Here is a 21,635-nt window from a genome sequence, read left to right on the forward strand (position 1 = left end):
ATCAACCTCTGCCAACCCTGATTTGGTTATCGGTATAACGACTGAGTAAACGCCATGTTTTTCGTGACAATGTTTTTGTCGCTGAACGACCAGAACGATACATATTTGTCGTTTCACCTATAGACTCAGAAAGAAGCCCTTCTTCTCTTGCGTCCGCCGCACCGTTTGTTGTAACGATTGAAATAGCCTCGTTCATACAAGATTCAGCAACATCTTTAATGAAATATGCAGGGAGGGATTTGTATTGCTCTGAGGTTAATTCGGTAAAGTCGATATATTCACTAGAATGCTCACCTGCTAAATAAAATGGCAATGTATTAGCAGTCAGCACATTTTGCGGTCTATACCCCTCTTCATCTGTAATTTTATAAATACGTTTTAAACTAAAGCGCATCGTCTTAATTCGTTTTGTAGCTTCTATCAAAACCTGCCGTTGAACGTGGTCGCTTAACAACATAAAACTATCTGCGCCATAGATATCTAATGCCGCAAGTTTGGCTTCCATTAATGTCACAAACGAATCATGCGGAATAGTTAGCTCCATTGCCTTAACAACAGCATAAAACTGTTCAATTTCACTAACACGACCATCAGAGGACTTATATTTCACAACCACTCGCCGCATATCTTTCGTAATTTCATCACCAAGCGAGTTGTATTCCCCTAAGATCGTAAATGATGCACTTAAATCGCCCTCGCTAATAAACAATGGCAGATCGACCAAAACAGGGTTGCCAGAAATATCAAACAGCGAGTATGACGCGCTAGATACATCTAACGCATCAAACAAAACGGTAATATCTTTATCACTGCCCGATTTAATTACATCAAAATCAGTCATTATTCACCGCCTACCGCGACTAAGATTTTTTCAATCATGACTTCAATTGATTTCTCACGAACACCTAAATCATTACCAATTTGGCGTAACGCAGCAATGCCCCCTTTATCCGCAATCGCTTCTAATTCAGCGCGTGAATATCGGATCGGAATTTCTACCGATTCTCGCTTAGACTCGATAATGGGTTCAGCTTTAGCTTCGTGTTTTATCGCGTCTTTGGCGGTAATGTTTCTTCCATTTGCCAATGCCGCAGAGCCGCTAACGTTTTCACCATCCAGTGTTTCCGCTTTCATTATTGAGCAGATTCTTTGCTGGTCTATGTAAGGGATTTCATTAACACTGACACCATCTTTGAACTCAACGCCGAACATCACACCAATGTATTTTGCAAATGCGGATTCTAAAATTCTAATTCTTGCTGGTTTCATCTTCGTTCCCTAAAGATGAGTGTGATCTTTCAACCACACTACTTGTTTTAATTAAATAGATTCTTTTGGAGCGTCAGGCTCTTTTGCTGGTGGTTCAGGCTTTTTTACTGGCGGCTTGTCTTCAACTACATTAGAACGTACACAGGCAAGTATTTTGGATTGTGTTCGTTCACTGACTGGCGCGACGGTTGTTCCGTTTTTAAATTCAGTCATAAACAAATGACCGTTATACCCACGCATTGAGCTTTCAGTAATACTGACTTTTTTCTGACTCATACATGTACCTCTATATAAAAAAAGGGTGGGCTTACGCCTCACCCCTTATCGAATTTGCACTGAAATTACAGTGCAACGCCAGTTAATGCGGAGATCGCTTTGTCGTGTTTATTTGCGAGTGAGCAATACCATTTAACACGAGTACGTGTTGAATCTTTGTTTTGAACTGTACCGATATCTTCAACAACGATACCTGCTGTATCACCGCCATACAGACCCGTTAATCCGTTTTCTTCGCTCATGTGTAGGCAGTAGATATCGGCTTTTTTCGCCTTAGCGTCACCGACTACTGGAATGAAATCATTTACGATAAACGGTACGCCGTTATGCGTTAGCATTGGACGACCAAAGTTTTCGATCATGATTTCTTGTGGACCGACATTCACGGTACGCAGCAATGCACGATAAGCACGAATATGTTCAGAACGCATCATAATAGCGTCTGCACCTAAATCTTTAACTGCATCAACTAATTCATCCAGCATAGAGAAAGTCATAGCTGAATCCGCTACGATTTTTTGGTCTTTGTGGATCAGACGAGGAATACCATCGAATGACTTAGCGTTTTCTTCGGCATTACCTAAAATTAGGCTACGACGGAACGCACGAGCCAGACCTTTAACTTTAGCGCGAATTTGAATAGCCAATTGACTATTTGTATCCGCCATGGTGGTAGCAAGGAATTTATCAACATCCACGTCGCCTGCTAAAATACGCAGTTTAGCAACATGTTCGGTGAATTTCGCTGCACCCTCTGGAACGATATCATTCACATCAATGAATGCCGCTTCGCTAAGTTCAGATTCACGGTTGTACAGATAGGCTTTTGAGTCCACTTTCATGAACGGGAGTACCGCAAATAAATCTTCACGGTCAATGATTGTTTCGATAACACCTTGCTCTAAAGTGTTGTTCGATAGCTTTTCAGCTTCTTCACGCAGTAATGGCATGTTAAATTCCCTTTATATGCACATAGAATTAATGGGAGGCTTCCTGCCTCCCTTTTGTTAGGTATTTATGTACCTACTTTTTTTCACGTAATTTGGCTAAACCAGCGGCAATTTTATCACCTGCACTCAATTCTTTTGATTGCGGTGTACCACCTGTGCCTTTGTCCGTACCAGAACCCGTACCCGGTTTTGCTTTGCTACGCAGCAAGGCATCTGCTTCTGGATCGGCTTTTAAAATGCGTTCAATCGCTTGTTCAAAACCAAGAGGTGAACCGTCACCACCAACCAATACTGAACGATCTTTTGCTCCAGTCGGTTTGTCGTAACCCACGATTTGACCGTCTTCATTTACTTCAAAATGAGAACCAAAAATTACGCGAGCTTTGGATGGAGTAATTAAGGTTTCTTCACGTAAGAAGTTAGAACCGCTAAACGCAGAACCCACGGTTAATTCAAGAATTTGAGAACCTAATGTTTGCTTTTCACTTTGCAAGGTAGCGATCAGATTATCACGTTCTTGAAGTTCAGCTTTGTGTGCTTCAACCATCTGTTTTTTGACGGCATCAAACTCACCACGTTTCTCTTGTTCTTCTTGTTGACGGCGTTGTTCAGCTTCTTCCGCAGTTTTCTTAGCTTCCAAAAGCTCTTTTATTTGCTCAGGCGTTGCATCACCAAAGGCGGCTAGCTTTTCTGATAACGTTTTATTGTCACCTTTACGCTTCATCGTTTCTTTAATGAGGTTGGCTTTTTCTTCGTCCTGAGCTTTTAAACGAGCAATCAATTCTTCTTGTGAAAGACTTGCGTAGCCGTCTTTATCAGCATCAGGATCTTTTTCTGGTGCAGGAGCACCGCCAGAACCACCTTGAGTACCATCGTCAGCAACTTCCATTAATACGCCGCGACGAGCCATCAGTTTAAACCATAAATTCATTGATACTTTCCTTGTATTTTAATCACTCTGTCTCTTGAGTTGATTTCGGGTCATTCTCTCGCCCTCGATTTGCCCTATCATAGGTATTTGAATACTTACTTTCAAGTTCTAATTCAGGTTTTTTAGGCGGAAATGCTTTTAAATCCTTTTCAAATTCCTCTTTCATCGTTTTAGAAACGTTAGGGAAGATTTTTTCAATCAAAATTTCCATCTGGTGACGACGAACAGATTCAGGTGCTTCAATGTCTTTTAATTCTTTAGCTACGCTAAATTCATCCATCAAACCTCGGATATCAAAACTTTCAGGGTATGCAACTAATTTACCTATTTCTTCTTGGTTAGTTGTATCACCCATCCATTTAGCCGCCAGTGAGAGCATTTGACGCTCGGCACGTTGTAATCGTTCTGCTTTTGTAATCAGCAAACTGTTTACTCGCTGGAAGTCATACGCTTTTGCTGCGCCTGAACTATTATCAATACCTTTGGCGTTATCCTGTTTTGTTCTTTCACCCGCAACGCCTACTGAATGATAAATTTCGTTTATAACGGTTTGAACCGTTTGAATAATCATTGAGGCTTGTTTCGGATCAGGTGACATGTAAAACGGTTGTGAGCCGCCTTCTGCATCGTAGGTAAACACACGTTTTGTACCAAATTCCAACACTTTTTTATGATCGTCATCACCAGGCATCATTGACTGAACGGGGATAGCTAACTGGCTAAAAGTCTGATCTTGAATAATCGCATCAAGGTTTGATAAATAATTGGCTACTGCTCTGTCGAGATAAGCAATATCATCAATCAGAGACGGGCTAAAATATCGGGATTCCGCATTACCCATACAGTCAACTGGAAAAGCAGGTACAACACCTAACCCGTGTTCGCCCGAATCTTCAATTTTAATTTCGCTCTCTTTTCCTTTCCCTTTTTTCTTCACTTCTTTAAACAAATACCATTCATTTTGAGTCCACAAACGGTATCGGTTAATCAGCGCACCAGAAGATGAAAACGGATCAAGGTCGTCACGACCAATTTCATGTGTTAAAAGCCAGATTAAGTTGCCGTCTTCATCGTAGGCAAAATCTAGCACTTGTTGAGGCGGTAGCCAGTATGCGTAAGCTCTAGCATCAATGCGTTTAGCTTCGGCAACAGAGGTAACATCGGTATTTTTCATTGTTGAATCGACAACAATCCACACCCGCCCAAATACAGAGGTTTGAATATCAATTGACGACATGAGTTCATCAATACTGTGTTTGTCGCGTGTAGCGTGTTCCCAAAAGCGTTTAACAACATCGGGGGCATCTTCCTTTTCTCGATGTATATTTTCTTTAAAAATATATTTATTGATCAGGTTGATAACTTCACGAGTATGGTTAAAGCGATAAGCGCGCTCAAGACGTTCCTTGTACTCTTTATCTCCCTCTTTGAAGTAACGAAAGATATTATTTTTAAACCAACTACGACCACCTGAATAAGTGGCTTCTAAAAAATCCCAATGCGCGATTTTGTTTTCATACTCAGGGTGTCGTCTACCGACCAATTCCTTGAGTTGTTTATCATTTGGTAATGTATTTGCCATTTCCATTAATTCCTTTTAATAGGTATTTAGATACGTACTAATTTTAACGAGAACCACCCAAAATTTTTCTTTCTTTAACAGGGAAGCGTCTATGTATTGGATAACCAATCGCATCGGTACTATGCTCAACACTTGCCGCTTTATCAATGTCTCTTGAACCGGGTTTATAAATCACTTTCTCAAAAGACTCGATAAGATGTTTACATTTTGGATCTACATATAATCTCACCGTTCCCGCCGCACTCATTAACATCCTGTTTGTTGAGTTTACCCTGTCTGCTATCGGTGGATGCTTCTTAGGAAAGTCGATACGAGTAAAGCCTTTCTCTTTGAAAATATCAATATCTGATTCACCGCGAGCGTGTTGACGATAACTACCAGCAGGATCGGGGAAAATGACTACCTGATTTTTCCAACGCCAAAATCGTCTTTCAATTTCATCACAAACCTCTGAGGTATTCGATGAAAATAACACTATTTCATCTATCGCCCACAACTCTCCATTAGGTTGAGGTTGTAGAATAACCGACGACATAGGATCAATGTTGAAGTCTTGACCTATCCAAATCGGTAATTTTGGATTGAACTCACAGGCTTTAACATGCGTTTTACGCTCAAATGGATAATAAACACGACCTGACATATTTTCGAACGAGGCAAGGTACTCTTGTGCAAAAGATTTCGGGTCCATATCTTCGCGAGCTGCTTCAATTTCAGATTCAGGTACAAAAGGAGAATCGGCAGTAACAAACTGCCAACTTTTCCAATGACCTTTTTTCTGCATTGCCTTGCTTTGTCCGATAGTCCAAAGTTTATGAAATGCCGAATACCCTTTCGGTGTTCCAATGATTAACGCCTCACCTTTCGTTGATGAAAGCGTAGGACGGATAACTTTGTACCATGTATCAGGCTTCATATCCTGAAATTCGTCTAAAACGACAAAATTCAGCGCAACACCACGCAACGTATCAGGCTTATCAGCCCCTTTTAATGCTAACTCACTCCCATTTTTTAAAACAATGGTCATGGTGGTGTCATTTTTCTTTCTGATCCACTTTCGCGGTACTAGCTCTTGCAAATCATCCCAAAGAATTTGCCGTGCCATTTGATAGGTTGGTGCAATATACCAAACACGTTGTTTTGGAGCTTTTATAGCTGCTTTCATCAATTTTGAGATTGATAAACGCGACTTTCCCCAACGACGACCCGCACAGACGACTTTGAATCGGTGAGGTGATTTAAACACCTCCATTTGACCGCCATGTAACTGTACGAGTTGTAAACCTTTATTAGTCCGACTCATCTTCGCCCTCGTCGTCTAATTCGAGTTCTTCCGATAAGTCCGCAGGTTCGTCATTCTTTCTTAATTCAGCGACTTGCGATTGTGTCAATTCACCAAACATAAGAGAAGGTAGGTCGTCGTCTTCCGCTTCAACTCTATCCATGTTGAGAGCTTTACTTGATACTTCAAAACATTTGCTTAACGTTATCGACGCTCTTTGCAACGATTTGATGTTATCTTCGCGTTTTGCAAAAGCGATTTCAGACGCACCCCCGCCACCAGCAGATTCTTTAGATGCCTCTGTCACCTCGCGCATCAATAAAGCGGCAATGTTAAAAGCAAAGCGATCGTATTTACCGCGCCGTTCTTCAATAAGCGCAGCACGTTCTTTAGCTCTAATTTCCGCGTCTGATTTGATAGACTCACGAACCAGCTTCCCTACTGAATCCGTTCCTTTTTCTATTTTCCGTTTTTTAAAATGCCGAGATAGCGTTTCACGTCTTACACCAAACTTTTCTTCAAGCTGCGAAAGCGAAAACTCACCTGACGACCAAGCCGCCTCCGCCTCAGCCCATTGTGCGGAAGTTAATCGCACCTTTTCTTCTTTTGCTGTCACTCGAAAATTCCTTTTTCCGCAGTGTTTATAAAATGCCGTGCTCCCATAATATATTTATAGATTCTTAATGCAAAAAATCATAAAAACATTGTAAACACCTAATCTTTTTGATTATCCAATTTAACTTGTTTACTTAACAATTTAATCATCAAAATCTATTAAATTACTAATATATATTATTGAGAGCGCGGTTAATTATCGATACATCTTAGCTACAGCGGTTCCTAAGTCTGTTAGCTCATAAGAAATGCGGTGATAAAAATCGTCTTTTCGAGTTCTTAAACCACTTTTAACAACAATTCCTTTGTTGATTAATGCGCGGATTGAAAACTGCATTGATTGTTTAGTCGTTTTGTAAGGCAGCATTTCTAACAATTCATCCATGTCTACCGGATTGCCTCTTTCGTGTCCGATCCAAATTACACGGATAATCATTTTTTGTTTTTCTGTGAAAGTCATATCTAAATCCTTTTAGTTAATCGATTTTAATCGCTCTATATCCAATTTTGAGCGTACTTCTTGATTATCGAATGCCAGAAGTGGGATTTCGTCTAAAAGCGCTCTCCCGAAGTCTGGATTCCGATACGCACCATACAACGGCGTAGTGAAACTCAAATTATGAATTTCCTTGAGCAATTTCACTATCGCTTCTTCCGTTGTTAAAGTGTCTAAAATATCCTGAATCGTTGTGCCGCGATTTCTACCTGCTTTAGCCAATGACGAGTTCTTATGGTAGTTAGCCACCAAATCAGACAAGGCACGTCGTCTGCGTGTTTCGGTCATGGCAAACAGCTCTTTTACAATCGCCTCTGTGTCTCCGGCATCCGACCGGAAATGACGTTGATAAACGCGCAAAGCACTTTCGTAGGTCTTAGGTCGCTCTGGTCGAATAAACTCGAATCCAGCTTTCATGGCAAACGGGTTATATTTGCTCATTGAGGATTGGATTTCGATGATCGGCTTATCGTGCATTCTCGATGCAATGTTAATAAGACGGTAACTTACGCCTAAACCGCGATACAAGGTATCGACAACGCAACGACTGACAACCGCAAAATTTGCATTAACGTATTTGCCCCAATACTGGTTTGCTACCGTTGTATTCGTTGTCGGCTTTAACTTAGGAAACATTCTGTGTCGCGGCGCAAGTAATAATTTCGGGTATGCCATAACGACCACACCGACAAGACGATCGCCAATCGTACATTTGTAATAACAAGGCGCAAACGGCTTCCCATCTGTCTTGTAATGCAACGATTTTAGTTCGTGCCAATCATCAATTGACCCTTTTGAAACAACCATATCTTTAAGAAAATCAAGGTGCTTTGGGTAGCTTGCAAAATCACGGCGTTCAATATTAACGTCCATTTACACGCCTCCGAATTGCTCCACCTAACGCATTAACTTCTTTCAGTTTTCTTAAATCGCCTTGATACATGTTTGCAATCGGCTTCAATGTTTTCGCTTTTCTTCGAGCATGATGCTTTGCAAATGCCATTTTCAGGTTTTCAGCGATATACCCTTGCAAATATGTAACCGCCTCTTGCTCTCTTGGCGAAATGCCGACAAACTCACAAGTCATAAGAGCAACATGCAATGATTCATGCCAAATAATTTCATCGTCGGTATCTTCTTGAAGCATCACAGTTAACAAAGATGAATGCGTCTCCACTAACCCGAAATATGTTACAAATCCACCACTATTTTCAGCGCCTGAGTTAATATAGTTAATGCCATACATGGCTTTGATGGTTTCAAGATATCGCTCGTCACCCACAACTACGACCGCGTTGACTGGATAAGGCGCAACACGAAAGCCGTAAGCGTCAAACTCACCACACCACTCCAACCACTTTTCATAAGACACACATTGACGTTTCCAGTTTTCGCCAGTGAAGATAGGGTAAACGTCGAATTCGTTTCTACGCTTTGTCATAATCAACCCTCACTCGTTCTTTGTAGTGTTTCGTGATAATGACGCTAGGGCGCAGTGCATTGATTAAGTCTTCATGAGTAGTAGCAACCATGACCGTCGCACCTACTTGTCTAGCGGCTCGTTGGAAGTTTGAGGCAACAGCTTGAGCAGTGACGCGATCTAACACGGCTCCAAATTCATCAGCAACCCACACTTGCGCCCCTGATTCAATCAACTTGGCAATTTTCAGGCGATAGCGTTGTCCGTCTGACATTTCCGACGGTTTTCGGATAAAGAGATAAGCATCGTTTAACCCTGCCATAGAGAGTAACGACAATGCCTCTACGGTTGTTTTACCTACTTGGTCGATAACGTTTTTATCATTATCAAACTCAATGTTGTCAATAGAGGCAACACTAAGTCCGTTTTCAGACATCAAACGTTGTAGTTCGCGTAAGATCACTGATTTACCTGAGCCTGATTGACCTTTGATATACACAATATCGTTTTGCTCAATCTCTACAGCTAAGTTGTCGTATAACGTGAATTGCTTATCGTCCATACCTAAGCCGAAAGATTCAGCAACTTCCAATGTTCGAGTGGTTTTTGTTACACGAGTATCAAAAGATACATTGATTAGGTATTGGCTCATTCCTGCTCTCCGTACATTTCTTTTGAAACTTTATCCGCGTATGCCAAAAACGCATCTAAACCCTCTTTTCCCGTGGTTTCTTCCATGTGAGCAAGCAAATCACCCACTTGAATTGCTGCTCTCGCAGGGATGGATTTAAAGCCCATTACATCAACAAGGCGAACATCTTCTTTTGCTACTTCTTTTGTGATTGTGTCGTGTTCATCTTTTTGACGTTCGGTTTCAAGACTTAAATCACTGACTAAATCAGCCGTCGCCATGTCACCAGTCATATCACCGACCAACACATTTAGCTCACGTTCATCAAAACCGTAAACTGCAATGTCACCATCAATTAAGTCTTTCAATTCAGCCTGTAATCGCAGTGCATCGTAATCGGTACTAGAGAGACGGTTGTCTTCAAGACGTTTAGCCGCAACTTCTTTTTCACCAAGATCGTCGCGAATAATAACCGGTACAACCGAAAGACCCGCCACAATAGATGCCTGAGTACGCCCATGACCTGTAATAATCACCATGTTTTTATCAACGGTGATAGGCTGGTCAAAACCGCGCTTTTTAATCGCTTCGGCTAAGTCGTTAATTTGTTTTTCATTGTGAATTTTTGCGTTCTTCTCATAGGGAATAAGCGTTTTCGGATCGAGATAGACGATTTTAAATTTTTTTTCCATTAGCGTACTTCCTTGTACTTTTCAGCAATAACAATCAACGCCTCGCCAGCGTCTTCCATTTTGTTACCTGTTTTTATGCCTTCGTCTCGAATAACGGCGGCAATTAGAGATTCGATTAACTCAGCCCCATCGGTAGTGACCTTGAATCGCATGGTTTGGTGAGAAGCAACTTCGGCACGTTCAGCTCTTTCACGTAGAGATTCAGAGCCAGATTCGTCCATACCAGTACCCATTCCCATTTCAGAACTTAGTGCCTCTAATTCACGAAAAGCCGCTTCGGACGATAGCGTAGGCATAACGTCTTTAAGTAAATCGTCGATCGGGGCTAAATCAGAAAAGTCATAACTGGTTGCGGATTGGATTTCTTCTAACAAGGTCATGAATTGATCGGCATCATCTTCACCGTATCGCTCATTATCAATAACTGAAATTTGCTTGGCTTTGATATCATCAATAACGCCAAGATTTGCAATTGCAATCGTCGGTAAACCTAATTCTACAGCAGCTCTCCAACGATGTTCGCCGCCAAGAATTTCGTACATTTCGCCTTTTTCACGAACAACAACAGGCTTAAACATGCCTAATTGAGTGACCGACTCTTTCAGCTTATCCATGTTAAGAACAGGTACGCTATTCGTATTCCAGCCGTTAGGAATTAGCTTCCCCGTCTCTACCTCTAAAAATATAATTTTACTTTCCATGATGTTTTTTTCATACTTTTCCATAAGTATTACGTATTCGTTTACGTAGTATAATGATTATAGAACATAAATATAAGGCTAATTTTATGGATATCGTTATCGCATACAACGCAACTAACGCATTGGTAAGCAAAAATGCAGATGAATCGGTGTTGCGCTGTATTCAAGATGCGTTGAGTTATGAAATAGACGGAGCGCAATTTAAGTCTTCGGGATGGAACGGAAAATCAACGATGTTCAACTGGTCTTCTCGAAGTTTTTCATCAGGCTTTGTGCAGTCAGTTAAAAAGAAACTCGAAAACGCAGGACACCGTGTTTTACTGCAAAGAAAACCAATGCTAGAGCCGTTGGGGAAACCAAATCCGGTTGTTAATGGCTTCCCAATTAACCCCGATTATGGCTATCAAGACGCAACAGTAGAGAAAATGGTAAGTTTGGGCGGTATGATAGCTCAAATCGCAACAGGTGGTGGTAAATCAGTCATTGCATGTAAAGCGGCGGCTAGAATTAATCGTTTAACACTATTTATCACAACTCGATCTGTGTTAATGCACCAAATGCGTGACAATTTTCAGCAATCTATTGATTATCGAGCTGAACATGGAGAACCACACCTAAAAGATGAAAAGGTGGGGATTATTGGTGATGGAATGTTTCATTTCTCACGATATATCAACGTTGCGACAATTCAAACACTTGCCAGTTTTCTTGATGAATATCCGAAATTTGTAGAGAAATTGCCGCCAAGGGGTAAAACGCTAAAAAAACCACTACCAAGCAAAGAAGAACAACGTAAAGAGTGGGAAAAGAAACGAGAATTTCATTACCGCCGCCAAGCAGCCATTAAAGCATTATTGAAAGAAACAGTATTGCTTATTTTAGAAGAAGCTCACGAATCGTCAGGCAACTCGTTTTACGATATCTGTCGCATGTGTGATAAAGCTGATTATCGTTTGGGTCTAACCGCAACACCATTTATGAAAGACTCAGCCGAAGCTAATATGAGACTGCTTGCAGTAACCGGCTCTATTGGCATTAAAGTATCTGAAAAATATCTCATTGATAAAGGTATTCTTGCAAAACCCTATTTCCTCTATTTGCGGACTGATTATCGCCCCGACGAACTAAATATTAAAAACGATTTAAAAGAAAAAGTTGGCAACAGTCGCCTTTCTCGTACTTCACCTTACACAAGAGCCGCATCGTTAGGTATCACTTATAACTTAGCAAGAAACAGCCTTATTGTTCATTATGCAAAAAAAATGGTAGGGCATAAATTGTCAGTAATGGTGCTTGTAAGATTAAAGCGTCACGGACAGATATTAAAAGAAATGCTCGAAAGTGTCGGTATTAGAACTGAGTTTATCTTTGGTGAAAGCTCCCAAAAAGAGCGTATGGCGCAATTAAATAAGCTACGAAATAAAGAAATCGACATATTGATAGGTTCGACAATCCTTGATGTAGGCGTTGATGTTCCCGGTGTTGGTGGTGTTATTTTAGCTGGCGGAGGTAAAGCGGAAGTTGAACTTAGACAGCGCGTAGGGCGTGGTTTGCGTAGAAAATCAGACCAAGCGAATATCTGCTTTGTAGTCGATTTCTTAGACTACTCAAACAACCACCTACTACAGCACTCTTTTGAGAGAAGAAATATCATCAGAGAGACAGAGGGATTCGCTCAAGGCATGTTGGAAGAAGGGGGCGAATTTCCTTTCCATTTACTTAATTGATACAATAATTTTATCCATTATTTTTTTCAATGTTTTTAATACAAGGTAATTTATGACTAACCGCAAAGTTGTTCAATTCAAAGCAACTCCAAAAGCGCAAAAAAAGTTAGAACAACTCAAAAAGCGATTGCGGAGTGAGGGAACAAAACCAAGCATAGAGCTGATACTAAACGCTATTTTGGAAAACATCACATACCCTGAGTTTGACCGTATGGTAAAAAGTATTATTGAAACTAACAGCATTAAAAATCAATTGCTCGAAATGTTTAATGAAGGTCGAATAACTAAAGAAATGCTCGACGAATTAATGAAAAACCAACCAAATGAATAAACATTTAGACAAAAATACCCGACCATTAATTGTTTTTCCCCGTCTTTGTCGTACTACTATTCGCAACACCAACAACACACAACAGAGTTTGTAGTATGACTAAGAAATTAATTAATGATGTAGTAACGTTTGATAGCGCATTAAAATCATTATCTTTTGTTAAACCATCTAACGATTATAGAAAATTCGTTTTTTGGAATATCTCAAATCATAATGATTTTAGCTTAGGCTATCATTGTGGGGCTGAATTTATCGATCTACTTCGTAATTATCCTCATGCGATAGGCGCTAACCTTTTGCATAAAATAATCCGTGATATGGGCGAAAACATTAACGGAGATACAGCTAGAGGCTTCTTTTCTCTTTTTGAATATACCGCTTGTACCCAAAAAGTGACTGGTGATTCGGTTCTGAAATTGGTTCAAGATCTGGAAAAAGAAAATTCGATTTCCAAGTCTGTCATTAAACAAATAAATCAACTCGAAACAGATCAAAACAAATCAGATATTACATATTGTCGATTACAGGTAATAAAAGCATTAAATCTAACACCAGTTGGTTACAAAAATTTGCTTGAAAAAATAGGTTGGTTAAAGAGAAGCAACGGTGACGCTACCAAAGCGGCATTAATGGATGGTTTTTTTGTTCTTGAAGTAGACGGCGATAACGTAAGGTCTTTGTTAACAGAAAAAGGAATGAAAGTTATTAAAACTATTTTAGGTAAGTAGTTGAGAGTGTAAAAATATCTGTGTAAATGGCATTCTTAACAATATCGAAGAAAGATATCAGAATGCCAGTATCAGGCTTCAAAAAGTGGACTATGCCCATACGCAACTAGAAGCCAGCGATGGCACAGTTCGAGATTATGTATCAGGATCGGATTTAACAGTGAAACCAGCCATTTTCTCAAAATCTTTTACAGTCTCGTTCTGACAATTTTATTCCATTAAAATAAATTTGTTGAGAACACCCCATCCCCTCATAACCCGCATATCTTTTTATAACTACTTCACTTTTCCCTTCATTCTTATATCTATCCGACTCCCAAGACATTCTTTCCATCGGTACTTCTTTTGATGCTGAGGCATCCCATCTATTTGTAGAACACCCAACCAAACCTAATAGCGCCAACATAACAAACGCAGTCTTAAACTTCATCATATTACCTCAAGTATTAGTATTTTCCACATTGTATATTTATGTAAGTATAGATTTCAATTTGTTTCTGTCATTTTTTGTATTCAGCCGAAAAGCATCTGATAACATAGAGACATTAAGTATTTGCAATGAGTTTAAATTATGAACAGTGAACTACCAAAGGTTGACATTACATACGGCACAAAAAGGCATGGATTAAGAAAATATGCTTGTCTCACTAACGCGCTACTTAATTACAAAAACACACATTCTATTAAGGTTACAACCAAATATAACGAATCGTTTGTTTCTAATGTGGTGAAAGTTTCAGGCAGCAAAAATTTAATTATTATGGAAGACAGACGCTTGCGATTGTCGGAAATAACGACTATTGAAATTATTAGCAAGCGTATCACCAATAAGGTTGAATCCTCGTTAGCAAAAGAGATTTTAGCAGAGCAATCGCCAATACATTTACTAACTTTCAATCTGATTCTAAATAAATCACATGCGCTTGGTAAAAAAATTGCTGTATTTTTAAAATCAGGATGCACTTATACAGGTGTTTCTAATTATCGTGATTTCGACTCTTTGCAACTTACAACAGACGATCACAGAGTTATATTAATTATGTACGATGCGGTAAAACGTATTGTTCCACTTGAACCAGACGGTTCTCTTTCCGAATAGCCCCCCCTAATAAGGCTGTTTGTAGAAAACCCATTCGCTCATATATCATGATGATTATTTGAATTTATGGCAACCATGGATATATATAAGGTCAAAACACCGAAAAAGGCAATTTTTAGAGGGAGCACCTACCATTAACGCGCTGTTTTTTCTAAGACTTTTGTTTTTTTTGAATCCCTTTATTTATTTATTTAAAACACAAAAAAACAATTGAAACGGTTTTTTGTCGATGTATTATAGCAACCATCGAAAGCAAACAACGCTAACGATAAATAAAAATCACATTGCCAGTTATGGCGTTAATCAAAAGGATCTAATCATGGCTCAATTATCTAAATCATCTGTCGCCAATTCTGTTAATAACGTTGCATCTTTATTAAACACTCAATTGAATGATATTAATCAACGATTGGCTGGCGTTTCTCATTTATCTACACAAGACGATAAAGATTTAAAAGCAGCGCAAACGAAAGTTAAATATTTTAATTATCTTGCTAATCTTGTTAATGGTAGTAATAAAGCGCAATCCGCGCTGTATTATGTTGTAAAGAATGCAAAAGCTGATACTGATGACTTATTAAAAGAGATTGCAACAAACTCATATAGTCTTACTAAATTTGGAATGATTTTAAAATCAGTAGCGAACGGATTTCGCAGTTATGATTTAGCGGATATGAGCGCATCTAACATAATAGCAATCTTAGAATTTATTGAAGAAAATAAAACTAAGTTTACTATGCGCCAATACCGCGACTGTATGACTAAATATAAAGAGTTGGTAAATAAGAAAGCGGATTCAGGATTTACACAAACAAATCAAGCGATCAAGTTATGTGAACGTTTAGGGATTGTTACTTATGTCGGCGGCAAAATCAGTTTGGGTTATGGTGAATATAAAATCAATCATGATTCTGATTTAGTGAAATATTTAAAATCTGTTTTCACTAAGGATAAAGAGACACAAAGCGAGTTAGATTTAGCAATTACAAAAGATGAAACAAGCGAAAAATAAATAATATTCAATCTGATAGAATCCGCTAGAAATAGCGGTTTTTTTTTGTTTATATGAATCTATAGTTTAGAAAAATATCTTGTTTAGTAATTAATATCATTTCTTTATTTTTCTTGCGCCCTAATCCATTCTAAGGCGTTTAAAACGTTCAATTGTATAATCTCATTAGCTTATTAATTTAGTCGCTTGTACGCTTGTCAGCGTTTGATAGTTGCGACAAATAGCCAAAATATCCAACGTGAGCGATTTTAAGATGTTTATTTGAGTAATATCTAGGATTGCATTAACGTATAGCAAAATCGCTTAGAATGGATTCTATGAGCTACCGGATGATACCGACTATTTTTAATTGATGTTATTTAAATTTAACACAACAATAAGCACTCAAAGAAACGTTAGCTAATAAATAGTATTATTTTGTAACTATTTTATTGGTGACTATTAGCGGTGTGGGATAGTTACAATCGTAATAGTAATTTTCGTTATTATTCACTTTAAAAATGATTGCACTGGAAATAAATCATATCAGGAATTATCTTTTCCCCGAACCTCGCCTTTTCCGATTTTCGCCCGTTTCCCGAATCCAGCCGTTTCTGATTTTCGCTCGTTCCCCGGATCCAGCCGTCGGCTAGAGTTGCAATAAAAAAAGACTCTGCGGTAACAGAGTCTTTGGCGGATTTACCGCGACTAACACACACAACACACACAACACACACAACTACAGGATAAATGCTTCTTTATTGAATTGTTTGGTAAGTAAATATAACTCACTCCCGTTCGTATAGACTGGCGTTTTATCTAATAGACTTAGATGGTGGGTTAATCGCTCACACTTAGAACTATGTTTGTGGGTTTCCCGCGCTTGTCTCATTCTATCAGCTATCCGCAGTTTCAATCTTAAATGACGGCGGTTTTCTTCTCTTTGCAATTCAATTTTTTTATCAAGCTCTAAATCACGTTCTAAGGCTTCGTGATCTATAAATAAATTAGTAAACTTGCTTTTTTGCTTAATGCTGCTACGCATATTAATTACTCCATTTAGTTATTTTCTTGTATTTCTTAATGATGTAATTATGAATTAGCTGTATCGGTGGTGTTAGTGATTATTGTAGGGTTTGTAAATATCACGAGGGGTATATAACCAACCACCAGCCACCGAAGGCAATCTGCGGCAATTCTAGGTTTAGGTTTTATAGCCCTGCGGTATAACGTAGAACTGTTTGCTTACGGTAAAGAGATTGAGAACGCCTGAAATAAAGAGGTTGGTATGCCTGCGGTAACTAGGTGGGGAGAAAAGGCGGTTGTTAGCCGCCAAGTTAAACTAAAAATATTTCAGGTTTGACATTAAATCGGGTTGCTAAGGCTTTCATGTGTTCTACGGTCAATGAACGCTTCCCTGATAAAATAAGGCTAACCAATGATTTTGAACCTATTTCATTTGATAAGTCATTATACTTCAAGCCGTTCTGCTCCATTAATACGCGCAGGGCTGCCACACCAGTTTGGATCGAATTTACTTCATTTTGAAATTCTACAAATCTAGGGAGTGATTTCTCATATTCTTCAATTTTCAGACTAAGTAAATCAATCAGAGGGCTGCTATCATCGTTTTCGAGCAAATCTTCCATACACCGTATAGCTTTAAGGTAGGCGCTTTCAGAATCATCCCCACCGAGAAAGGGAATGTCTTTGACAATAACATTCATAGCTTGAATCGCGTTAATCGTTGAATTGTTCATTCGCTATTCTCTCTATAAAACTTTGTGAGTTGGTTATATTCTTTATGGGTTACGATATGTTTTACATAAAAGCGTTGATTGATGAAATTGATATACCCAATTAACCTTAAATGATTACCCGCAATGTCTATAACCCACCATTTGTTGCGGTATTTGAAATTATCTAAGCTAGAAAAAACAGCTCTCATTTCTTGAGGATTGTTGAAAATACTCGTTGATAGAATTTTATATACGCTTTGTATTGACACTTTATGATTTGGATATTTTTCCGCAGCTTCGATAAATATCAGTTTCGTTATTATGTGCATCAACACCACCACTATTTTACGATGAGAATAACGTATCATGTTTACATATTGTAAACAAGCCATTTATCCATGCGGTTGAAGTACGGCAAAAAAACCTCAATTAAGAGGCTCGGAGTAGACAATATGTCTAAAATAAATTCCAATGAACATCCCTGTCATTCACAGCATTTCAAAATCATTGGGTGTCGCTTCACTGCCACACCCGAAATATTTATTGCGTTAACTTGGCTTGTGCTTCTTCCATAATCGCCCATTGAGTAAGTGTTATAAACTCGTTGATTGCTTTATTGCGATCGCTTATTGAGAAATGTTTGGCAACGACAACAACAAATTTTCGCCCATTCCACGATTTACGCTGTAAAGCAATGCGACTATCCAACAAATCGTTTGAATCTTTGCGGTACACTTCTTCTTCCACCAGCGTAAAAACAGAATGCTTAGTTTCCACGTTAAGGATTGTTTCACCGGGTTCTATTTCTCGCGCATCTTCAACTGGCAATTTGTTGGTTTGTGTAGGAATTAATTCATCCATTATCGAGTCCTTAATTTATTTTAGCTTTGTATCTGTTTTCGTTTCGATGGATGTATTGTGCCAGTGTGAATACGGCGAGGAAGTGAATTAGAACGGTTGCCAGATATAAAAATGGCGTAGTGTGAAAGACTACGCCCGTCGGGGATGCTATATCGGTTTTACTCGGTTGCTAGCGGTAGTGGCGCTTCTAACTTATCCATAACAACGACCGGTAAAACACCTTCGGCAGAAACGCCACTGTAAATACGCAAGCCGTAGGCTCCAATCCACGTTGAAGTATCTAATCCTGTTTCGAGGAAGTCGGTAACTTCTGCCATTAGGTTTTTAAAGTGACTATCAACCCCTGTTCGAAAATGATCGTAAATCGCCATAGAAAATTCATCTGCACCCTGTTCGATACGAACAGCACCTAACTCAAAAGTTTGTTTGCGTGATTTGTCGGTGATACGGCGGAATGTGGTTGCGAAAATTTCGGTACGATTCTCACCGTTTACGATTTGCAATGTAATTTCGGCAATTTTGTCGCCAGTTTCATTTTTGCCTGACGCATAATATAGGTCAGCTTGAACCAGTTCTTTAGGTAAGTTCATTAAGATATTCCTTATCAATAATCCATTGCCCTGATTGGCTTCAATATCTTACCTTTATCATTTGATTATTTGAATTGTTTTCTTATTGATATTATTACCGTAGGTTGCTGGTGGATAAAAAAGTGGGCCGAAGCCCACTCTGTTTCCCCTGATGCAAGGCGCATCTAAAATCGTTTATTAATGAGCACGGCTATTACTTGCCATATGTCTCAACTGTTCACCTAATTTGCCACCTGTATGGTATTCACTGCTATACGGTACAGTAGGTTCTGTTCCATACAGATCATGAAACGGAATTGAACCACCTTTATATTTCTCGTCATATTGCATAAATAAATCAGCATCAGCACCTCGCTTAACCGCTTCGTCTATCTCATGCCCTGCTTGGTACAAACGAGCCGTGCGACAGTTAATTAACTTATCCATTCTGTGACCCTTATTTATATTGTTTATTTATTTATCTCTATTTCTTGATGTGATTATTCTCACGCATTGAATGAGGGTGAAAACAATATCAACAAGGCATATTAGAATATTATGCGGTTGGAATCTCAAAACATAGTGAGTAAGTAAAATCGCACCTCGATACACCGTTTAGATTATTCTGCAAAACTTCCCGTCGGCAGCCGTAGGGCAGAAGATTATAAATTCACCGTCACCAGCCGATATACCCCGTAGGGTGTAATACTACCTAGCAATAATGCTTTGCGCCCCGCTGAAGTTGCTATAGAATATTCACTGCGATTGTGCTGTCTGGGCGAGTTTCATGCAAAGCAACCACTTCTTCCTTTTGCCTAGCAGTACAATCGCGGTTCCTGATTACACCTATACCGCAACTGAGCCTTTCACCGATTTTCCCTGTACCGATTTCTAGCCTTTCCCTAATTTTTCACAATTCAGGTTTCTACCCGTTTCCCGTAGGCAATCGTAGGCATAAATCACCTCGTTTATTACCGTAGGGGCGCTGAGGTTCAAGGTGGGCAAATTCGACGGTAAAAGTGCGCGCCCGTTTCACTTTGTCACCCCTTATAACTGACCGCTTGTCTTCTCTCTTATCCACGCTTATTTCTTCTCTGTATTACTGCTGATTGTTACCGTATATCTCTATGCTTATTGCATACGTTTATCTCTACAGATATTCACTGCGGTTTATGTTTCTGGTTGTCTCTTATTGCTGTTCTGTTTTGGTTGGTTTCTTATTCCGTGATTCTTTACTGTATGGCTCTGTATAACGTTTATTAATTGCTGTGTGTGGTTGTGTTGTTTCTTACTGTTCTTCTTCCTGTAGTTCTACTGGCATTGATTGGTTGGTGGTTGTTTCTCTTACTGTTGAAGTATTGACGTGTCAGGGTTTCTCTTTGTTTATTGATTGCCGTTGTTGTTCTACTTGCATTATTTATAACCGTAATTTATTTACTTATTTATCTTATCGAAATGGTTGGCGTATTGAGGTTATTGCTGGTTTGTTTCTTCCTTGTCTGAATGGTTTACGTGTCAGGAAATTGATTGAATTTGTTCTCTTTAGAATTGCCTTGAATAATTAGGTTGCCTAATAAAATTGGGCTGGTTTGCCTGTATAATTTAGGTGGTTGTTTTTGGGGAATTGGGTTGTTCTATTCTCTGGTTGTTTCGGTTGATTTGAATATCAAACTGACGGGAATTTATGTAAGAATTGCTTTGCGAATAGATCAACTTTTTAGGATTCAAAAGTGGGTTTTTCGTTGACTTTACGTTGATCATGATTTCTTTATACTTAAAGACATATAACACATTGATTTTAATAATAAAAACTCCATTTTTGAGGCTCTTTTTGATAGTCAATTCGGACTTATAGAAAACGTCAATTCTTATGCTTGATCTGATTATATATTATAACCATGTGCTCACCTGTGATGTTATTGAGGTAAGAATATCACCTCTAGTCAGGTGGCCAAATTAACTATGCCACTTCAGGTTTGCTGGAAAGGGTGTAGATATAGGCTAGCGAATGAAACGTGAAATGCTATCGCCAGCCTATACTACAAATATTAAAGAATTGCCTATCGTCAGGATTTAATCCTCTTCAAATCAGCTTTTCTCTGTTTCTTCTGTGCATCATAGAAGTTTTCATGAGAACCGATATGAAGAAGATACAACTCAAGTTTGTCTGACACCCAAGAATACCCCAACAAAACTAATAGCTCATTTAGTCTGAATTTATGAACTCTTAAATGGGCTAAATCGCCTTTCTTTAACTCACCGATTAACGGATTTTCGATAATCCGATCAATTTCATCTTCAACTACTTTTACATCACTTTCAGGCAACTTTTTCATTGCCTTTTCAAATCTAGCTGATTGATAAACATCAATCTCGTTTTGTTGTTCGGACATATCGAGATACCTTATTGTTCTCGACTTCTGCCTGAGCTAATAACAGTTCTTCGATAAAGCTATATGGCAGATCAGGGTTATCTTCGGCTATGCGCCCAATTTTAGCCCAGTGTTCAATTTGTTTAGGAACAGATCTGCTTTTTGCTTGGGCATGAACCTTAGCATCAGACACAAAGTCTTCATCTAATCTCACTGAAATCGCCATATATTATATACCTGCGCTAAATTGGGTTTTTACATCAAACCGCTACGTAATTTTAATTGATTGGTTTATTCCAACTTGGCTTATAACCAATATAATAAGGATTGTTCGGCACTAAACATTAGATGGTCGAGAGCGCTCATCTAATTT

At 39.0% G+C, this 21,635-nt stretch carries 28 protein-coding genes and 1 pseudogene; 6 read left to right on the forward strand and 23 right to left on the reverse strand.

The window, feature by feature from the left end; translation table 11 throughout:
- Nucleotide 1 precedes the first annotated feature (1 nt).
- The 14 genes from M1E96_RS21740 to M1E96_RS21805 form a co-directional block, all read right to left on the reverse strand.
- Complete coding sequence (locus M1E96_RS21740) at nucleotides 2-841, reverse strand: hypothetical protein (protein WP_369097465.1); 840 nt, start codon at nucleotides 839-841, stop codon at nucleotides 2-4.
- Entirely contained in the window at nucleotides 841-1,269 is a 429-nt protein-coding gene (locus tag M1E96_RS21745; protein WP_369427604.1) for a hypothetical protein, read from the reverse strand. The genes M1E96_RS21740 and M1E96_RS21745 overlap by 1 nt, the downstream gene beginning before the upstream one ends.
- A gap of 51 nt (nucleotides 1,270-1,320) precedes the next feature.
- Nucleotides 1,321-1,545, reverse strand: a complete 225-nt coding sequence (locus M1E96_RS21750; protein WP_349481067.1) for a hypothetical protein — start codon at nucleotides 1,543-1,545, stop codon at nucleotides 1,321-1,323.
- 65 nt (nucleotides 1,546-1,610) lie between these two features.
- Complete coding sequence (locus M1E96_RS21755; RefSeq protein WP_369427605.1) at nucleotides 1,611-2,495, reverse strand: major capsid protein; 885 nt, start codon at nucleotides 2,493-2,495, stop codon at nucleotides 1,611-1,613.
- Between the two features lie 73 nt (nucleotides 2,496-2,568).
- A complete protein-coding gene (locus M1E96_RS21760; protein WP_136134599.1) occupies nucleotides 2,569-3,426 on the reverse strand; it encodes a DUF6651 domain-containing protein in 858 nt (285 codons plus the stop codon).
- Nucleotides 3,427-3,448: 22 nt separating this feature from the next.
- On the reverse strand, nucleotides 3,449-5,014 hold the full coding sequence (locus M1E96_RS21765) for a hypothetical protein (protein WP_369427546.1): 1,566 nt from the start codon (nucleotides 5,012-5,014) through the stop codon (nucleotides 3,449-3,451).
- Nucleotides 5,015-5,051: 37 nt separating this feature from the next.
- Entirely contained in the window at nucleotides 5,052-6,311 is a 1,260-nt protein-coding gene (locus M1E96_RS21770; RefSeq protein WP_369427547.1) for a phage terminase large subunit, read from the reverse strand.
- The gene (locus M1E96_RS21775) at nucleotides 6,298-6,885 is read right to left on the reverse strand and encodes a DNA-binding protein (RefSeq protein WP_349493691.1); all 588 of its coding nucleotides are present in this window, start codon (nucleotides 6,883-6,885) and stop codon (nucleotides 6,298-6,300) included. The genes M1E96_RS21770 and M1E96_RS21775 overlap by 14 nt, the downstream gene beginning before the upstream one ends.
- Before the next feature lie 216 nt (nucleotides 6,886-7,101).
- Nucleotides 7,102-7,365, reverse strand: a complete 264-nt coding sequence (locus M1E96_RS21780) for a hypothetical protein (protein ID WP_349481062.1) — start codon at nucleotides 7,363-7,365, stop codon at nucleotides 7,102-7,104.
- A 12-nt stretch (nucleotides 7,366-7,377) separates the two neighbouring features.
- Nucleotides 7,378-8,274 (reverse strand): hypothetical protein, encoded by an 897-nt coding sequence (locus tag M1E96_RS21785; RefSeq protein ID WP_349481061.1) that lies wholly within the window; start codon nucleotides 8,272-8,274, stop codon nucleotides 7,378-7,380.
- Nucleotides 8,264-8,842, reverse strand: coding sequence for a hypothetical protein (locus M1E96_RS21790; RefSeq protein WP_349481060.1), 579 nt, complete (start codon nucleotides 8,840-8,842; stop codon nucleotides 8,264-8,266). Before M1E96_RS21790 ends, M1E96_RS21785 begins: the two co-directional genes overlap by 11 nt.
- Nucleotides 8,829-9,473 carry an ABC transporter gene (locus M1E96_RS21795; protein ID WP_349481059.1) on the reverse strand — a complete coding sequence of 215 codons (645 nt, stop codon included), beginning with the start codon at nucleotides 9,471-9,473 and terminating at the stop codon, nucleotides 8,829-8,831. The genes M1E96_RS21790 and M1E96_RS21795 overlap by 14 nt, the downstream gene beginning before the upstream one ends.
- Entirely contained in the window at nucleotides 9,470-10,144 is a 675-nt protein-coding gene (locus M1E96_RS21800) for a ParB/Srx family N-terminal domain-containing protein (protein WP_369114059.1), read from the reverse strand. The genes M1E96_RS21795 and M1E96_RS21800 overlap by 4 nt, the downstream gene beginning before the upstream one ends.
- A complete protein-coding gene (locus tag M1E96_RS21805) occupies nucleotides 10,144-10,845 on the reverse strand; it encodes a ParB/RepB/Spo0J family partition protein (RefSeq protein ID WP_272661362.1) in 702 nt (233 codons plus the stop codon). Before M1E96_RS21805 ends, M1E96_RS21800 begins: the two co-directional genes overlap by 1 nt.
- Before the next feature lie 86 nt (nucleotides 10,846-10,931).
- Between M1E96_RS21805 and M1E96_RS21810 the strand changes: the two genes are divergently transcribed.
- From M1E96_RS21810 to M1E96_RS21820, 3 genes are all read left to right on the forward strand, one after another.
- Nucleotides 10,932-12,572 carry a DEAD/DEAH box helicase gene (locus M1E96_RS21810; RefSeq protein WP_369427548.1) on the forward strand — a complete coding sequence of 547 codons (1,641 nt, stop codon included), beginning with the start codon at nucleotides 10,932-10,934 and terminating at the stop codon, nucleotides 12,570-12,572.
- 52 nt (nucleotides 12,573-12,624) lie between these two features.
- On the forward strand, nucleotides 12,625-12,903 hold the full coding sequence (locus tag M1E96_RS21815; protein WP_349481056.1) for a hypothetical protein: 279 nt from the start codon (nucleotides 12,625-12,627) through the stop codon (nucleotides 12,901-12,903).
- A gap of 95 nt (nucleotides 12,904-12,998) precedes the next feature.
- Nucleotides 12,999-13,631, forward strand: a complete 633-nt coding sequence (locus M1E96_RS21820) for a hypothetical protein (RefSeq protein WP_369097458.1) — start codon at nucleotides 12,999-13,001, stop codon at nucleotides 13,629-13,631.
- Between the two features lie 178 nt (nucleotides 13,632-13,809).
- On the opposite strand, the gene M1E96_RS21825 is transcribed toward M1E96_RS21820, so the two are convergent.
- Nucleotides 13,810-14,061 carry a hypothetical protein gene (locus M1E96_RS21825; RefSeq protein WP_369427549.1) on the reverse strand — a complete coding sequence of 84 codons (252 nt, stop codon included), beginning with the start codon at nucleotides 14,059-14,061 and terminating at the stop codon, nucleotides 13,810-13,812.
- Nucleotides 14,062-14,202: 141 nt separating this feature from the next.
- Here M1E96_RS21825 and M1E96_RS21830 point away from each other — a divergent pair, with 141 nt between their 5' ends.
- Entirely contained in the window at nucleotides 14,203-14,730 is a 528-nt protein-coding gene (locus M1E96_RS21830; RefSeq protein ID WP_369427550.1) for a hypothetical protein, read from the forward strand.
- Between the two features lie 319 nt (nucleotides 14,731-15,049).
- Nucleotides 15,050-15,742, forward strand: a complete 693-nt coding sequence (locus M1E96_RS21835) for a hypothetical protein (protein ID WP_349493697.1) — start codon at nucleotides 15,050-15,052, stop codon at nucleotides 15,740-15,742.
- Nucleotides 15,743-16,460: 718 nt separating this feature from the next.
- Here the strand turns inward: M1E96_RS21835 and M1E96_RS21840 are convergent.
- From M1E96_RS21840 to M1E96_RS21865, 6 genes are all read right to left on the reverse strand, one after another.
- Nucleotides 16,461-16,766, reverse strand: coding sequence for a hypothetical protein (locus tag M1E96_RS21840; RefSeq protein WP_369427551.1), 306 nt, complete (start codon nucleotides 16,764-16,766; stop codon nucleotides 16,461-16,463).
- A gap of 292 nt (nucleotides 16,767-17,058) precedes the next feature.
- On the reverse strand, nucleotides 17,059-17,481 hold the full coding sequence (locus tag M1E96_RS21845) for a helix-turn-helix domain-containing protein (RefSeq protein ID WP_349481138.1): 423 nt from the start codon (nucleotides 17,479-17,481) through the stop codon (nucleotides 17,059-17,061).
- Entirely contained in the window at nucleotides 17,478-17,789 is a 312-nt protein-coding gene (locus tag M1E96_RS21850; RefSeq protein WP_349481137.1) for a type II toxin-antitoxin system HigB family toxin, read from the reverse strand. Before M1E96_RS21850 ends, M1E96_RS21845 begins: the two co-directional genes overlap by 4 nt.
- A 211-nt stretch (nucleotides 17,790-18,000) precedes the next feature.
- Nucleotides 18,001-18,321, reverse strand: a complete 321-nt coding sequence (locus M1E96_RS21855; protein ID WP_369097453.1) for a hypothetical protein — start codon at nucleotides 18,319-18,321, stop codon at nucleotides 18,001-18,003.
- Between the two features lie 158 nt (nucleotides 18,322-18,479).
- Nucleotides 18,480-18,911, reverse strand: coding sequence for a hypothetical protein (locus tag M1E96_RS21860; RefSeq protein WP_369427552.1), 432 nt, complete (start codon nucleotides 18,909-18,911; stop codon nucleotides 18,480-18,482).
- 177 nt (nucleotides 18,912-19,088) lie between these two features.
- The gene (locus tag M1E96_RS21865) at nucleotides 19,089-19,337 is read right to left on the reverse strand and encodes a hypothetical protein (protein ID WP_369427553.1); all 249 of its coding nucleotides are present in this window, start codon (nucleotides 19,335-19,337) and stop codon (nucleotides 19,089-19,091) included.
- Between the two features lie 1,528 nt (nucleotides 19,338-20,865).
- On the opposite strand from M1E96_RS21865, the pseudogene M1E96_RS21870 reads away from it, so the two are divergent.
- Nucleotides 20,866-20,967, forward strand: a pseudogene (locus tag M1E96_RS21870) (DUF4113 domain-containing protein); the annotation flags it as partial.
- On the opposite strand, the gene M1E96_RS21875 reads toward M1E96_RS21870, so the two are convergent.
- Together M1E96_RS21875 and M1E96_RS21880 are read right to left on the reverse strand one after the other, a co-directional pair.
- Complete coding sequence (locus M1E96_RS21875) at nucleotides 20,957-21,283, reverse strand: type II toxin-antitoxin system RelE/ParE family toxin (protein ID WP_369427554.1); 327 nt, start codon at nucleotides 21,281-21,283, stop codon at nucleotides 20,957-20,959. The pseudogene M1E96_RS21870 and the gene M1E96_RS21875 sit on opposite strands and share 11 nt — an antisense overlap.
- Nucleotides 21,258-21,488, reverse strand: a complete 231-nt coding sequence (locus M1E96_RS21880) for a ParD-like family protein (protein WP_369114078.1) — start codon at nucleotides 21,486-21,488, stop codon at nucleotides 21,258-21,260. Before M1E96_RS21880 ends, M1E96_RS21875 begins: the two co-directional genes overlap by 26 nt.
- Nucleotides 21,489-21,635: the final 147 nt, after the last annotated feature.

This window comes from Providencia sp. PROV236, assembly GCF_033676985.1.
GTDB classification, from domain to species: domain Bacteria; phylum Pseudomonadota; class Gammaproteobacteria; order Enterobacterales; family Enterobacteriaceae; genus Providencia; species Providencia manganoxydans.